Origin of the sequence: Flavobacterium sp. IMCC34518, assembly GCF_027111095.2 — a bacterium.
In the GTDB taxonomy this organism is placed as follows: domain Bacteria; phylum Bacteroidota; class Bacteroidia; order Flavobacteriales; family Flavobacteriaceae; genus Flavobacterium; species Flavobacterium praedii.
On sequence record NZ_CP114284.2, the window covers coordinates 291,173 to 307,383 of the forward strand.

The 16,211-nt window shown below is 28.6% G+C and carries 14 protein-coding genes; 7 read left to right on the top strand and 7 right to left on the bottom strand.

The features are described from left to right. Positions 1–5: 5 nt before the first annotated feature. From mazG to def, 3 genes are all read right to left on the bottom strand, one after another. Complete coding sequence (gene mazG / locus OZP06_RS01180; RefSeq protein WP_269223306.1) at positions 6–776, bottom strand: nucleoside triphosphate pyrophosphohydrolase; 771 nt, start codon at positions 774–776, stop codon at positions 6–8. A 107-nt stretch (positions 777–883) separates the two neighbouring features. Then, positions 884–1,366, bottom strand: a complete 483-nt coding sequence (locus tag OZP06_RS01185; RefSeq protein WP_269223307.1) for a DUF5606 domain-containing protein — start codon at positions 1,364–1,366, stop codon at positions 884–886. Between the two features lie 75 nt (positions 1,367–1,441). Beyond that, the gene (gene def / locus OZP06_RS01190; protein WP_269223308.1) at positions 1,442–2,029 is read right to left on the bottom strand and encodes a peptide deformylase; all 588 of its coding nucleotides are present in this window, start codon (positions 2,027–2,029) and stop codon (positions 1,442–1,444) included. A gap of 366 nt (positions 2,030–2,395) precedes the next feature. Between def and OZP06_RS01195 the strand changes: the two genes are divergently transcribed. Beyond that, a complete protein-coding gene (locus OZP06_RS01195; protein WP_269223309.1) occupies positions 2,396–4,609 on the top strand; it encodes an FUSC family membrane protein in 2,214 nt (737 codons plus the stop codon). A 139-nt stretch (positions 4,610–4,748) separates the two neighbouring features. Here OZP06_RS01195 and ruvX read toward each other — a convergent pair whose 3' ends face one another. Both ruvX and OZP06_RS01210 read right to left on the bottom strand, forming a co-directional pair. Continuing rightward, complete coding sequence (gene ruvX / locus OZP06_RS01200) at positions 4,749–5,159, bottom strand: Holliday junction resolvase RuvX (RefSeq protein WP_269223310.1); 411 nt, start codon at positions 5,157–5,159, stop codon at positions 4,749–4,751. Between the two features lie 290 nt (positions 5,160–5,449). After that, a complete protein-coding gene (locus OZP06_RS01210) occupies positions 5,450–5,683 on the bottom strand; it encodes a hypothetical protein (RefSeq protein ID WP_269223312.1) in 234 nt (77 codons plus the stop codon). A gap of 155 nt (positions 5,684–5,838) precedes the next feature. On the opposite strand from OZP06_RS01210, the gene OZP06_RS01215 reads away from it, so the two are divergent. From OZP06_RS01215 to OZP06_RS18025, 3 genes are all read left to right on the top strand, one after another. Further along, positions 5,839–6,654, top strand: a complete 816-nt coding sequence (locus tag OZP06_RS01215) for a 2,3,4,5-tetrahydropyridine-2,6-dicarboxylate N-succinyltransferase (RefSeq protein WP_269223313.1) — start codon at positions 5,839–5,841, stop codon at positions 6,652–6,654. 252 nt (positions 6,655–6,906) lie between these two features. Then, entirely contained in the window at positions 6,907–8,781 is a 1,875-nt protein-coding gene (locus OZP06_RS01220) for an LTA synthase family protein (RefSeq protein ID WP_269223314.1), read from the top strand. An 84-nt stretch (positions 8,782–8,865) separates the two neighbouring features. After that, the gene (locus tag OZP06_RS18025; protein ID WP_348651437.1) at positions 8,866–10,722 is read left to right on the top strand and encodes a glycosyltransferase; all 1,857 of its coding nucleotides are present in this window, start codon (positions 8,866–8,868) and stop codon (positions 10,720–10,722) included. Here the strand turns inward: OZP06_RS18025 and OZP06_RS01235 are convergent. Together OZP06_RS01235 and OZP06_RS01240 are read right to left on the bottom strand one after the other, a co-directional pair. Continuing rightward, positions 10,719–11,486, bottom strand: a complete 768-nt coding sequence (locus OZP06_RS01235; protein WP_269223315.1) for a Kdo domain containing protein — start codon at positions 11,484–11,486, stop codon at positions 10,719–10,721. The two genes, OZP06_RS18025 and OZP06_RS01235, sit on opposite strands and share 4 nt — an antisense overlap. Positions 11,487–11,531: 45 nt before the next feature. After that, entirely contained in the window at positions 11,532–12,323 is a 792-nt protein-coding gene (locus OZP06_RS01240; protein ID WP_269223316.1) for a glycosyltransferase family 2 protein, read from the bottom strand. Between the two features lie 625 nt (positions 12,324–12,948). On the opposite strand from OZP06_RS01240, the gene OZP06_RS01245 reads away from it, so the two are divergent. The 3 genes from OZP06_RS01245 (at position 12,949) to OZP06_RS01255 (ending at position 16,083) form a co-directional block, all read left to right on the top strand. Next, entirely contained in the window at positions 12,949–13,878 is a 930-nt protein-coding gene (locus tag OZP06_RS01245) for a glycosyltransferase family 2 protein (RefSeq protein WP_281324121.1), read from the top strand. A 203-nt stretch (positions 13,879–14,081) separates the two neighbouring features. Beyond that, on the top strand, positions 14,082–15,032 hold the full coding sequence (locus OZP06_RS01250; RefSeq protein ID WP_281324122.1) for a hypothetical protein: 951 nt from the start codon (positions 14,082–14,084) through the stop codon (positions 15,030–15,032). A 94-nt stretch (positions 15,033–15,126) separates the two neighbouring features. Then, positions 15,127–16,083 carry a glycosyltransferase gene (locus tag OZP06_RS01255; RefSeq protein WP_281239279.1) on the top strand — a complete coding sequence of 319 codons (957 nt, stop codon included), beginning with the start codon at positions 15,127–15,129 and terminating at the stop codon, positions 16,081–16,083. The last annotated feature ends 128 nt before the right edge of the window (positions 16,084–16,211 follow it).

Genomic DNA, 16,211 nt, shown 5'->3' on the forward strand with positions numbered 1-16,211 from the left:
TAAAGCTATAATTTCTTAGCCTCATTCCAGAATACATCCATTTCTGCAAGGGTCATATCCATCAATGGCTTTCCTAATTCGGTAGCTTTACTTTCTAAATATTGAAACCTTTTGATGAATTTTTTATTGGTTCTTTCTAATGCGTCTTCAGGATTAATGTTTAGAAATCGCGCATAATTTATCATTGAAAAAAGTACATCTCCAAATTCATCTTCCATTTTATCGTGATCACCTGCAGCAATTTCTACTTGTAATTCTTGTAGTTCCTCTTGTACTTTATCCCAAACCTGGTGTGATTCTTCCCAATCAAAACCTACTCCCTTCACTTTATCTTGAATTCGACTTGCTTTTACTAATGCCGGTAAACTTTTTGGTACACCTTCAAGAACAGATTTTTTACCTTCTTTGAGTTTTAATTTTTCCCAGTTCTGTTTTACTTCATCTTCATTTTCGACTATAACATCCCCATAAATATGCGGATGACGATGAATCAGTTTTTCACAGATGTCATTGCACACATCAGCGATATCAAAATCATTTGTTTCACTACCTATTTTGGCATAAAAAACAATATGCAAAAGCAAATCACCTAATTCTTTTTTTACTTCATTTAAATCATTATCTAATATAGCATCACCCAATTCATAGGTCTCTTCGATAGTAAGATGACGAAGCGATTGCATGGTTTGCTTTTTATCCCAAGGACATTTTTCACGCAATTCGTCCATGATATCCAATAAACGTTTGAAAGCTTGTAATTGATGGTCTTTGTTCATCTTTGCATTTTAAAAATTGGAAAAACACTAATCTTTTAGATCAATTTAAATAAAAAAATCCTGCTTAGAAATATCAAAGCAGGATAAATATACACAATTATAACTGTTTACTCTTTTTTAGCTTTTGCTTTTTTAGCAGGAGCTTTTACTTTTTCAGCCACTACTTCTTCTGCAACTGGAGTTTCTTGTTCAACTACAGCAGGAGCCTCATCAACAATCATTCCTTTTTCTTGAAGCATATTGTACCAATTTACAATTTTCTTTACATCAGAGGCATAGACTCTTTCTTCATCGTAATCTGGCAGAATTTCTCTAAAATATGATAACAATTTTGCGTTATCTTCTTTATGCGAAATAGTTTGTCCTTTGTTTTCTTTTTTAGCAATATTTTGCATGATTTCTGCCAAAGGTTTTTCAGCATCATAAGTATAAATGGAAATTTCCGACAATAAACTCACATTGCTTTTTAAACTAACTGTTGTTTTTTTTCCGTCTAATAAAGACTCTGCAACAAAACCAGTACGTGTTTGCACTTTTAAAACATATAAACCTGGTTTTCCTGAAATGGATAATATTTTCTCTAAACTCATTTTTATTTTTTTTACTTATTTCATTATTTTCTACACACTAATTCTCTACAGATGAGCGATAGAAAAGTGTTTTATTTATCTTCCTTTTTTGGCAAAAAACTTCATTCTATAATCCTGAAAAGTTTTGCCTTCCATGATATTTTTTAATTTTTTCTGAATCAATCTTTTTTTCAAAGATGAAATTTTGTCTGTAAACAAAATACCTTCAATATGATCGTATTCGTGTTGGATTACTCTAGCAATTAATCCATCAAAAACTTCTGTTTTCATCACAAAGTCTTCTTCGCAATATTCTAATGTTATAGTAGGTTTTCTAAACACATCTTCTCTAACATCTGGAATACTCAAACAACCTTCATTAAAAGCCCATTCCTCACCTTCTTCTTTTATCATTCTAGCATTGATAAAAGTTTTTTTGAATCCGCTTAATTTCTTTTGCTCGTTATTTTCCAAATCGTCATCATCACTAAACGGTGTAGTATCCACTACAAATAAACGCAATGACAAACCTACTTGTTCTGCAGCAAGACCAACGCCACAAGCATTGTACATCGTTTCGTACATGTTCGCGACAACTTCCTTTAAATTTGGATATTCTGGAGTAAGCTCCTCTCCTATTTTCCTTAAAACAGGATCACCATATCCTATAATTGGTAATATCATTCGAATTGATTTTATTAATAACTAGTGTAAATAAAGGAAAAAATCCATTTAATTAGGTTGGCAAAAGTAGTAAAAAAATAGATACTGATTAATCAAGAATTGATAATTAGTAGAATTTTACAGAAATTAACAAGATGAATAAAATAAAAAACTGCCGTTATTTTTTTAAGCATCGGCAATTAATATTACGAAAGTCAAGAATTACTTAAAATATTCAAAAATCAGCAGTCTTATTTATATACAACTACATATAAGATGCTACTTAAGCAAAATAATTATTCAAAATAATGCAATTGGCTTATGGGATCTAATGCTCAAAACTATTCAAAACAATTTATCGCTTATCTTTGTATCAAATATTACTTTATGATTGCCAAAATAGAAAAATTTACAGATAGCATTTATTTTACAAATGCTTTAAAAGCAACACTTTCAGCTGTAATTCCTGTTTTGGTTTTTACCTATTTTAATCATTTTGAAATTGGGTTTGCCATTGCACTTGGTGCTTTTTTAACCTATCCAAGTGATATTCCAAGTAGCTTGAAGCATAAAATTAACGGAATAATCGTTACTGCATTTTTAGTAGCTGGAGTCAATTTACTGATTAATCTCACCTATCCAATTCCTATTATATTCTATCCTTTTTTCTCGATTTTAGTATTTATTTTGGCCATGCTTTCTGTCTATGGACAAAGAGCCACATTTACATCCTTTTCGGCATTACTATCAGTATCCTTATCTTTTTCTAACCTACATACTGGACTCGAAATGTTACAACATTCGGGATTATTACTAATTGGAGGATTCTTTTATTTATTTATTTCTTTGCTTTTTTATTATGTACGTCCCAATCGTTATGCCGAATTACAAGTTGCCGAAAGCATCAAATTAACATCAAAATACTTAAGACTAAGAGGAGATTTATGGAACAGTATTGCCGATAAAAAAGAGATAACTGAAAAACAATTGCACTTACAAGTCGAATTAAATATAATTCATCAAAATATTAGAAGAGTACTTATCGATAAGCATATCAATACAGTTTCCTCCAACCAAAACCGAAAAATGCTAATTGTATTTATTTCGCTAGTTGAAATACTAGAACTTGCATTATCTACTTCTTTTGATCATAGCAAATTACATCAAAAATTTAAGGATCATCCCAAAGTTTTATCCAACTATCAAAATTTAGCTTATACGCTCGCTTCAACGCTAAAGCAATTATCAAAGAATATTGAAAAAAGAACCAATTACGTTTCTAAAAATTCATTATCTAAGCATTTATTGGCTCTAGAAAATGAAATCACCAATTACGAAAACGAGCTAGGAAAAACCGAGGCTTCTGAAGGAGTCTTGATGTTAAAAACCATGCTTGAATATGCCGAAAAGCAAGTTGAAAAAATTAAAATAATTGAACGAGCTTTTACTTCTATATCTAATACTTATGATTTTAAAGGCAAGGATAAAGATTTAGAAAAATTTTTAACTCCTCAATATTATTCAATAAGTACATTCATAGAAAATATAAGTTTTGAGTCTACTATATTCAGACACTCCTTACGATTAACCACAACATTAATTTTGGGTGGAATCATAGGTAAGTTGCTTCCATTTCAAAATGAATATTGGATTTTAATGACCATCATCATCATTATGAGGCCTGGTTATGGGTTGACAAAACAGCGTTCGATACAAAGAGCTATCGGGACTATTATAGGTGGAATTACAGCTTTTAGCATCCTATACCTGATGCCCAATCATTTTGTGTTAAGCCTTTTAGCGATAAGCTGCATGTTGCTTGGTTTTTCATTTACACAAACCAATTACTCCGTAAGTGCTACGTTTGTTACTATGTATATTGTATTTCTTCACGGCATTTTATCCCCAGATTTTGTAAATGTAATCCAGTTTAGAATATTAGATACTTTGACTGGAGCAACTTTAGCATTTTTTGCGAATCATTTTTTATGGCCATCTTGGGAATATATTAAAGCGCCAGAATATTTGGAAAAATCAATAGCCGCCAATCGAGATTATTTGAACCAGATTTACATTTATTACACCAAAAAAGGAGATGTAACAACATCTTATCGTTTGGCTAGAAAGAATGCTTTTATTGAGATTGGGAACTTAATGGCTTCTTTCCAAAGAATGTCTCAGGAACCAAAATCCAAACAAAAGAACATTGTGGTTTTTTATAAATTAACCGAACTCAATCATTCATTGCTTTCTTCAATTGCTTCATTAGGCACTTATATTCAATCGCATACAACTACACCGTCCTCAAAAGCTTTTACGATCGTGGTTGAAAAAGTATTGAAAAATTTAGAAAAAAGCATTTCCTACTTAAAAGAAAATGAAATTATCGATGCAAACGATATCTCAAAAGAAGAGTTAGCCAATCGGTTTATAGAATTAAAAAACATTCGTCAAAGCGAGCTAAAAGAAGGAAATAAAATAAACGATCAATCTTTTGCTTTAATAATGCAAGAAGCACAATTGGTCATAGAGCAATTAATTTGGCTGACAAACTTATCTGAAGGTATCTTGAAAAGTACAAAAAAATTAATGGAAGACTAAAAAAAAATTTCATCCTAAGGTTATACCTTAATTAATACGAATCTCCTTAAAAAAATCTTAAAACTACTATTAAAGCCAATTTAGCACAATAAAAGCTTAAAAAATAGGAGAATATTTTTTTTAAAAAATCAAAAACGACTTATTTACGATTTAGATAATCTTGAAGCATAATGGTAGCAGAAATCTCGTCTATTAATCCTTTATTTTGACGTTGCTTTTTATTCAAACCACTGTCAATCATTGTTTGAAAAGCCATTTTTGATGTAAAACGTTCATCAACTCGAATCACTTTCATATCTGGAAAATGATTGGTAAAATGAGTTACAAAACCTTTAATTATTGAAGCACTTTCTGAAGGCTCACCGTTCATTTGTTTGGGTTCACCAATGAGTACTGCTTCCACTTTTTCTTTAGAGAAATAATCTTTCAAAAAAGCAATAGCAGTGGTTGATGGAATTGTTGTCAATCCCGAAGCAATAATTTGCATTTCATCGGTAACTGCTATTCCTGTTCGTTTTTGTCCGTAATCTATGGAGAGTATTCTTGGCATTTATAGTGAGTTTTTGTGTTTGATAAATCCGAAAACATAAATAACCTTCTGATTTACGTCGATTTCATATACAACCGAATATCCCTTAAAAACATAATCCTTAATATTTTCATCATCAAAATACCTTGATCTTTTAAAATGAAATGGGTGTTTCAAATCTTTTTTTATATTTTTAAGCAAATCTTTTCTGAAATTCATTTGAAACCCACATCAAAAAATATTTTTCTTCCGATTATATGAAAAAGTGGGTTCCTGACAACCAAAATTTAAATACTTTTTCGGAAGAAATATTAACTGTCATATTCTGAAAATGTTTTGTCCAGAATTGAATCGACTTCATCAATAGAATAAAATTTTTCGGTACCGCTTTTGAGTTTAGCGTAAGCAGTGTCTAATTTTCTTTTATTTTCATCAAAAAAAGGATCTTCCTGAACTATAATAAGTTCATCCGAAGAAAAGGAACTTAATAATTCCAAGATTTTGGCTTTAATATTGGGCTGAAATTCTAATCGTAACGTTTCCATGGCTTTCCTATTTATTATACAAATATATTACTTTTTAATCTAAAATTAATTTCACAAAATAAATGGCTATTAAGTTATAACTATAACATTTTCCATACAAATACTCTTTTTTGCTATTAGTTAAAAATGGTATCTTTGCCAAAAATTTATCAAAAATGAAATCATTACAGACCATAATAGAACAAGCTTGGGAAAACCGTGCTTTACTTCAAGAAACAACAACAACGGATGCTATTAGAGAAGTTATCTCTTTATTAGATCAAGGAATTTTAAGAGTGGCAGAACCTGTGGGTGAAGGTTGGCAAGTAAACGAATGGATTAAGAAAGCCGTTGTTATGTACTTCCCTATTCAAAAAATGGAAACCTTAGAGGCTGGAATTTTTGAGTACAATGATAAAATGTTACTCAAAAGAGATTATGCTGAAAAAGGAGTTCGCGTAGTTCCTGGTGCATCTGCCCGTTATGGTGCTTATATTTCGAGCGGTGTAATCATGATGCCTAGTTATGTAAATATTGGCGCTTATGTTGATTCAGGAACAATGGTTGATACATGGGCAACTGTGGGTAGCTGTGCTCAAGTTGGAAAAGATGTACATTTAAGTGGAGGAGTTGGAATTGGTGGTGTATTAGAACCACTACAAGCAGCACCCGTAATTATAGAAGATGGAGCATTCATCGGTTCTCGTTGTATTATTGTAGAAGGTGTTCATGTAGGGAAAGAGGCCGTTCTTGGAGCCAATGTGTGCTTAACAGCTTCAACGAAAATAATTGATGTTACTGGAGAAACCCCTGTAGAAAGAAAAGGTTTTGTTCCTGCTCGTTCTGTAGTAATTCCTGGTAGTTACACCAAAAAATTCGCTGCTGGAGAGTACCAAGTTCCATGTGCATTAATTATTGGAACTCGCAAACCCTCTACCGATTTAAAAACTTCATTAAATAACGCTTTACGCGAATATGATGTAGCGGTTTAAATTCTAGACAAAAATATTTTATATTTTAAAAACCAAATACCAATTTATTTATCAATTGGTATTTGGTTTTTTTTTTATTTGTTTACTTAACAAATTAAATTAAGTTTGCACCTCAATTAAAATAAACTTATTGTTAACTTATTCTAAAGAAAAAAAACCACTATTGATTTAAATATTAAGCAAATACCTTTTTTCATTAGAATAACCCAAAATAACTCTGAACATCAAGTTCTCAAAATAATAAATTCCAAAATGAATAATTACAAGAAAGTCAGCATCCTACTTCTTAAACGATTACTATTAGTTACCCTAATTTATCAATTGTCTCGAGTAGCATTTTACTTCATGAATGCCACGTCATTTCAAAATTTTAATTTGACTACTATTAAAGGTGGAATTCTGTTTGATTTGGCCGCAATTGCCTATTTAAATATTATTTTTGTAGTTGCACATTTGATTCCAGGAAATTTTAAATACACGCCAAATTATCAAAAATGGCTTAAAATTTCATTCTATTCAATAAACCTTTTATTAATTGCAACCAATTTCATAGATATTATTTATTATAGATTTACTGGAAAACGAAGTACTTTTAGTATGATTACAGCTAAAGGAATGGAACATGAAATTTTTGGTTTGATTCCTTCTTTTCTAATGCAATTTTGGTATGTAGGTGTTTTATTCCTTATTTTCAGTGTGCTTTTTTGGATCTTTCTTCCCACTTTTAAGCAACCCAACTCGATTGAAAAACTTCAAAAAAATGAATTAATAAAACAATATGGTTTTCTCATTCTTGCTATAGCCATAGGATTACTTGCATCTCGTGGTGGTTTTCGCAAAAAACCACTTAAAATTGTGGATGCAGTAGTTTATGGAGAACTTGGGAATTCAGCTTTAATATTAAATACTCCTTTTTGTATTTTAAAAACTTTAGTAAAAAAAGAAGACATAGAAAAAGCACATTATTTTAATGAAAAAGAATTAATTTCGATTTATAACCCAATAATAAACTTAAATCCTAGCAAACCAATTACCAAAAAAAATGTAGTCGTAATTATTTTGGAAAGTTTTGGAAACGAAAATGTAGGTAGAGGTTATACTCCTTTTTTAGACTCATTAATCACAAAATCCTATTATTTCAAAAATGGATTTGCAAACGGTATAGCTTCTATAGATGCCGTACCTTCTATATTATCTAGCATTCCAAGTTTAATGAATAACTCATTTATCTCATCCAGTTTTTCGTTAAACAAAATTCATGGTCTTCCTATTATTTTAGAAAAAGAAGGATACAATACCTCTTTTTTTCATGGTGCATTCAATGGTAGTCAAAATTTTGATCAATATGCTAAAGTAGCTGGTTTTGATCACTATTATGGAAAAGATGAATATATAGGAAAAGAATCATTTGATGGGAAATGGGGAATTTATGATGAAGAGTTTATGCAGTTTTTCTGTAACAAACTCAGTAGTTTTAAACAGCCCTTTTTTAGCTCTCTTTTTACAATTTCTTCACATAATCCTTATAAAGTACCCGAAAAATATAAAGGAAAATTTCCAAAAGGAAACACAAAAATTCAAGAAAGCATCGGATATACAGATTTCGCATTACGTCAATTTTTTAAAACAGCAAAAAAACAAAGTTGGTACAATAACACTCTTTTTGTCTTTTCATCGGATCATACTTCTTCTGGAGGAGAACTAGCAAAAGATAGAACAATACTTGGAAGATTTAGAATCCCAATTCTGTTTTTTGACCCATCTGATCCTAAATTTGTTGGAGTCAATGAAAATAACTTTCAACAAATTGATATTATGCCAAGTATTTTGGACTATTTAAACATCAAAACAGATATGGTAAGTTTTGGAAAAAGCTTTAGATCCAAAAACAATTTTGTAGTATACTGCAATCAAGGTACTTATTATTATATTCAAGGTGATTATTATTTGGCTTTTGCCAATAACCAATCCATTGGTTTATACAATTGGAAGAAAGATATTTTATTGAAAAATAACTTATTAAAAACCAATGAAAAAATAGCTAATAAAATGTCTCTATTTTTAAAAGCCTATATTCAAACTTTTTATGAACGAGTTACGAATGATGCTTTAACGCTAGAGAAATAGTTTTTCTATTTAAAAATTGAAATTCCCATTGAAATTCATTTTTTTTATTCAATTTGTTCATTATTAAATTTAACTATTACAGATATGAAAATTCTAGTTATACAACAAAAAATGATTGGTGATGTCCTAATCAGTTCAATCATTTGCAATAACTTAAGAATTGCATATCCTAATGCCCAAATTGATTATCTGGTTTATGAATCAACTACACCTGTTTTAGAAGGAAATAGAAACATTGACAATATAATATTGTTTGAAGAAAAACATCGCAAAAGTAAGGCAGCGTTTTTAAAACTTGCACTTCAAATTCGAGCCACTCATTATGATTTGGTTATAGACGCCTATTCAAAATTAGAAAGCTGGCTGATTGTTTTATTAAGTGGCGCTAAAAGAAAAATTTCATACAAAAAGAAAGGCAGAACCTTTTTATATACGGATAACGTTCCTTTTGAACCTTATCCAAAAACCAATTTGGGTTTGGCCATTGAAAGACGACTTTCCTTATTAGATCCTCTTGATTTAAATATAAAAATAGATCCGCTACCAAAACTGTATGTTTCTGAAAAAGAAATGCAAGAAGCTGTATCTCTTTTTGAAAAAAATCAACTAAAAAAAGAAAGAAAAACGATTATGATAAGCCTTTTGGGAAGTGAAAAACTAAAAACTTACCCATTAGAATATATGGCAAAACTGGTAGATACAATTACCGATACTTTTGACGTAAACATTTTATTTAATTATTTTCCGAAACAATTAAACGATGCCAAATTTGTTTTTGATTCCTGTAAACCTTCTACACAGGAAAAAATATATTTTAATCTATATGGAGCTAGTTTAAGATCATTTATTGCCATAATGAATCAATGCGATTTGATTATTGGGAATGATGGTGGCGCCATAAACATGGCAAAAGCTCTAAACAAACCTTCATTCATCCTTTTTTCACCGTGGATTGAAAAGAAAATATGGGCGACATTTGAAGATGGAATCATGCATAATTCTGTTCATTTAAATGATTTTAAACCTGAATTATTTTCAAACCTTACCGAAAAAGAGCTTAAAAAAAGAGCTATAGATTTATATAAAAACTTTTATCCAGAATTATTTACCAATCAAATGATTGCTTTCTTAAGCAACAATCTTTCGGACAATAAAAAAAAAAGTATTGAAATCTACAATACAAAAAAGCCTTTGCTAACTGCATTGATCATTACTTACAATGAAGAACACAATATTAAAGAACTCATAGATAACATTGCTTTTGCTGACGAAATTATCGTAATTGATTCTTTTAGTACTGATAACACATTGGCAATTGCAAAAAGTTTTGATACTGTAAAAGTAGTTCAACATCCATTTGAAAATTATGCCTTGCAACGAAATTTTGCTATAAGTCTAGTAACAAATCCTTGGATACTTTTTATCGATGCAGATGAAAGACTCACTCCAAAATTACAGCAGGAAATCACTCAAACTATACAACAAAAAGAAGCTTTCTCTGCCTACAATGTTTACCGAAGGTTTATGTTTGAAAATGCAATACTAAATTATAGTGGTTGGCAAACAGACAAAATTATTAGACTTTTTCAAAATAATAAAGCATTCTACTCTGAACAAAAAATTGTACATGAAAAATTAAATGTGACAGGTGAAATTGGAAAATTAAAAAACAAACTTATTCATTATTCTTACACTGATTTTACAAGTTATAAACAAAAAATGATTGTTTATGGAAAAATGAAAGCCAAAGAAGAATTTGCAAAAGGTACAAGTCCAAACTTTTTTCATTATTACATAAGACCTCTTTATCAATTTGTCTATCAATATTTTATCCGATTAGGAATTTTAGATGGAAAAAAAGGAGTGATACTATGCTATTTGAATGCTCTGAGTGTTTCAGTTCGTTTTCAGGAATTAAAAAAATTAAAATCGAAAAACTAAGATTTCCAAAATTTAAGTTTCTTTTTTAATCTCTGCTTTCTTGAAAATTTATCTTGAAATTCTTGGGTATAAAACCACATTTTTTCAAAGATTTCAGCTTCTGTTTTTGCTGTATACAATTTTGAATATTCATTACTCATTGTTGCAATCATTCCTTTTTGAGGCGTTAACCGAGAAAGATTTTTCATGCGTTGATCAAAATTCATTTGGTCATGAAAAGTCATTCTATTTAGATCAACCAAGAAAAACTCATAAAATCCTTCAACCGACTTTTTGATCAAAGTATTTCCTGGAGAGTGATCCAAAAATTCGACACCACTTTGATGCAAATGAAATGAAAATTGGGTAAACTGTCTTAAAATATTCTCATGATCAGGAAAATTTGGAATTTCGACCAATTCTCTGTAAGTCAAATCACAATCAAGATGTTCACTAGCATAATAACTATCTTTTAATCCTAACCAATTGTAATTTTCTAGATATGCAATTGGTTCGGGTGTTCCTATGCCTTTTTCTAATAAAATGGTAGCATACTCAAATGAACGTCTCGCTTTGGATTTTCTAAAATATTTATAAGCAATTTTATTAATCAAATTAGGAATTTTAAAGGATTTGATATTAATTGTCTTTCCATTTAATTCGAATAATTTGATACTGTTTCTTTTACCGTCACCAAAGAGTTTTCCAGTAGATTTGAAATTATGAATACTCGATTTGATAAAATCGATATTGTCTTTGAAATTTTGATTTATTTTTAAATGCATTTATTTTTCTTAATTACAACTATACTTATACTACAACTAAAATAGTTACTTCTTTAAATATTGATTGATTCCATTTGTGATTTTAATGATACCTTTATCAATGGTTTCTTTTTGAATTTTATTGTTCAATTCTAAATTACTTTTTGAATTTGATTTATGAAATATATGATATAAAATACCTGCATAACGGAGTCTTTTGGCTTTCACACCATTATTTCCCATTCTAATAACTAAATCTGAATCTTCTCTACCCCATCCTTCAAAATCCTCATTATATCCATTAATATCGATCAAATCTTTTCGCCAAAAAGACACATTGCATCCCCGAAATTTTTTCGAAATTCCATAATGTGGCTTATACCATTTAGATAAAAAAGATATCGATAAACTTCTTGACCTGTTTTTAATTTCATTTGAAAAAAAATTAAAATCAGTTGTTTTCTTTTCTATAACTTCATCTACATATTCTGGTAAAATATTGACTCTAGATCCATACAAATAGAAACCTTTTTGAACAGAATCCAAATGATCAGAAATGAATTTTTTGTGCAAAATACAATCTCCATCAATCTGTATAATGTAATCTGCGTTGGTTTGGGCAATAGCTTTATTCAAGATTTTCGATTTTCTAAAACCAACATCTTCTTGCCATACATGACAAATAGGAACATTTATTTCGTTTCTAAATCTGTCAATCAACGCTTTGGTTTCGTTGCTTGAACCATCATCTGCTATCAAAATTTCATCCGGAAGCGTCGTTTGATTTAAAATGCTTTTTAAAACCAAATCTAGTGCATCAGGCCAATTATAAGTAGAAATCAATAAAGCTGTTTTCATCAGTCTATTTTTTATTTTAAATGTAGATGGTTTTGTTTGCAATTAATTTGGCTTATCTGACTGAATTTCGATTCTTAAAAGTTATCTAAAAAACACAATAATGATAGAAAAAATTATATTCGTAAAAGTAAAAAAACTAAGTTTACTCGGTGATTATTTATAATAGAATCAATAAATTCTTACTATCAAATTCTATAATAGTGACAATCTTTTCATGCTATATTTTTCTAAACAACCTCAAATTTAAGAACCCATCACAACTTCGTTTTAACCATTAACTCGATTCATTTGAAGAGAATTATATCTAAAAAACAATAAATATTTCTTCACTATTTCTGCCAAATATAATTATTATCTAATTTCAAATTTAACCTTTACCATTTCATGAATTTGATACAAAGGTACACTTTCTTCACTTTGATTTTTATACCATAAATAATAATATAAAAATTAGTGATCTTTACTTTTCTATTCATTTACATCCTTCCTGCATGAAATATCACAATTACATTCATTACTTTTACACCGCATAAATCAATAACATTCTTCTTTCCAAAAAAAAGGATGTCAATAAATTTAAAATTATTAAAACTTTCTAATAACACAAAAATCTACTTTCATTACTATGTTTGATGTTTCAATAATTTTAATAAATTACAACTCCAGTAAACATACAATAAATTGTATCCAATCAATACTATCTAATACTTCAAAAGAAATCAATTTTCAGATCATAATTACCGATAATTGCTCTGAAAAAGAAGATTATCTTAACCTGAAATTATTTTGTGATAGTTTACATAATTCTAATATTGAACTACATAGAAATATTATTAATAATGGTTTTGGCGCCGGTAATATGTTTGGTGTACAATTTGCAAAAGCAAAATATTTAGCTTTTGTAAACAATGACACGCTGTTTATGAATGATTGTTTAGCAATTCTAAAAAATGAATTAGATAAGAATCAAAACATTGGTATTGCAGGAGCTCAATCTTACAAAGAAAATGGAGACTTTATGATTTCACTTGATCATTTTGCATCACCAACAAGAGAAATTTTAGGTCGTAATTTTCTAGAATTAATCAATCCGAAAAAGTATCCTAGAAGAAAAAAAACATACAGTTCCCCTACTCAAGTAAATTTTATACCTGGAAGTTTTATGTTAGTTAAAGCAATAGATTTCTATGAAGTTGGAGGTTTTGATACCAATATTTTTCTTTATTATGAAGAAACAGATTTATGCATCAGATTGGCCAAAAAATCAAAATTTGCTTATTTGATTCCTGAAGCTAAATTTATTCATCTACATGGTGCAAGCACAGCAAAATCAATGGCTATAAAAAAAGAATTAAAAATTTCATTGTTGTATATTATTCGAAAACACTATGGCTTTTTTGGACATAAAATTGTAATGCTCTTTTTAATAATAAAATATTTCTTTAGTAGTATTTTGAAACCTAAAAACTGGACTTTATTTTTTTTAATAGTAAGTGGGGCACCAATATCCAAATCCTTAAAGGGTTTTCAGAAAATTATATCTTCGAATCAATAAACAAAAACTTAAATTTCTTACTGAAAAGCATATTAAGAACTAAGCCTTTACAGAAATAACATATAGTAAAACTCGAAAAAAAGGTATCAAAAATTCTTCTGTTTTTTTAAAATGAAGCAATTATAACACGAATAAATCGCTACTTTTTGAATTATAAACTACATTTGCATTTAATTTATGTACTATAATTTATATAATTTTTAATGAAAATAACAATTATAAGTTTTGATAATTGGGGTTTTAACAGCCATATTGTAACTGCCTTAAAAAAAGAAGGACATTGCGTATATCACATAAATTTCAATGCTTTCACCTACAAATACAAGACTATTCTATATCGGTATTATAATTTTTTCCTGAAAACAATATTCAAAAAAAACCTTAAAAACATTCATTACGGCAAGAAAATACTCGAAAAATTAAGAGAAAACAATGAAATCCAGGATGTGATTTTGACAGTAAAAGGAGATTTTATTGACCCAAAAAACATTTTAGAATTTAAAAAATACACAAAAAAATCTATTGCTTATTTTAATGATAGCATTTATAGATGTCCGAAAATCAAAAGTGTTATTCCTTGTTTTGACGAAGTATATTCTTTTGAAAAACAAGATTGCAAAAAATACAATTTAAAATTTATTACCAATTGGATTTATCCATCTGAAATAAATTCGAAACAAAAAACACAATACCAAATATTTAATATAAGTTCTAAAGATAGACGCTCCCCAATCATATCGAAAATAACTTCTATTCTAAAAGAAAAAAAAATCAATTATAAAATTATTGTTTTTGATAAAGGAAAAAAAAATAATGACCCTAATATTGAATATACATCAGAACAAATACCTTTAACAGAAGTAAATGAGTATATGAATAATTCTCAAGTACTACTTGACATCAATAGAAAAGGACAAAAAGGACTCACATTTAGAGTATTTGAAAGTCTTAGCTTAGAAAAAAAGCTCATCACAACAAATAATGATATCAAAAATTACGATTTTTATAACCCCAATAATATTCTTATAATTAACGAAAAAAACATAACCATACCTTTAGATTTTTTTAAAAATGAATATGTAAAAATACCTCAAGCCATTTTAAAAAAGTACTTAGTTGAAAACTGGATAAATCATGTTTTAAAACTAAAATAAATAAAAAGCAAAATTACTTTTAACTATAAATATAAATTAGTAAACCCAAGTCATAAAAAAGGTACTAATTTATACTACAAGAAAAAAAACAACTATGAAATTATCAGTTGCCTTATGTACTTATAACGGAGAAAAATACATTGAAAAACAATTGAATAGTATTTTTAATCAAACCATGCCCATTGATGAAATCAACATTTGTGATGATGGATCAAATGATAAGACTATTGAAATAATTAATCAGATTCAAAAAACATATCCTACAATAATTAAGTTACATCAAAATGAAATAAATCTAGGTTGTACAAAAAATTTTGAAAAAGCAATTGAACTTTGTCAAGGAGATTATATTTTTTTATCAGATCAAGATGATCTTTGGAAAAAAGACAAAGTAGAAAAAACATTGGCAATTTTTGATAAAAACCCAAATGCCGAAGGAGTTTTTTCTAATGCCGAATTAATAGACAATTCGGACCATTTAATTTCTGATCATACTATTTGGGATTCCGTTTTTTTTCTAGAAAAAGAATTCCAAAAACCAATTGATTATTTTAACATCATTTCAAAAAATGGCAATTTCGTTACAGGAGCCACATTATGTATTAAAAAGCAAGTAAAAGATTTTATTTTTTCTTTCACAGATCCAATTGTTCTACATGACGAAAAGATAGCTACTTTATTGATCTTAAGAGAGTCTCTCTATTATTCAACTGAAAATTTGATTTCGTACAGAATACATCAAAATCAACAAGTTGGAATGAAGAATATGAACAAAATCGAATCTAAAAAAAGATTAAAAAGAATTATTCTTGATTTAGAAAAACCTGCTACATATTTTGAATACAGACATTTAATGAAAAAAAAGTATTTAAAGTATCATAAAGCCCAGAAATATCTAGTTTTCAACTCTTCTAAAATAGATATTAATCAGTTAATTGAAACAAGTTTTAACGAATACAACGCATTTATTAATAGTTTCAAAAAGAAGTTTCCTATACATTATTTTTTATCTTCAATTGTTGATACACTTAGAAATAAAAGAAAACTTTAAAAAAGTCTTTTTCGAAAAAATTTATTAAAAAGGAGCATTAAGCTTCCTTTATAAAAAGATCAACCCCATTTTATAAATACAAGTATATATTTAAAAAGATGATAAAAAAATCATATTTTAAATATAAG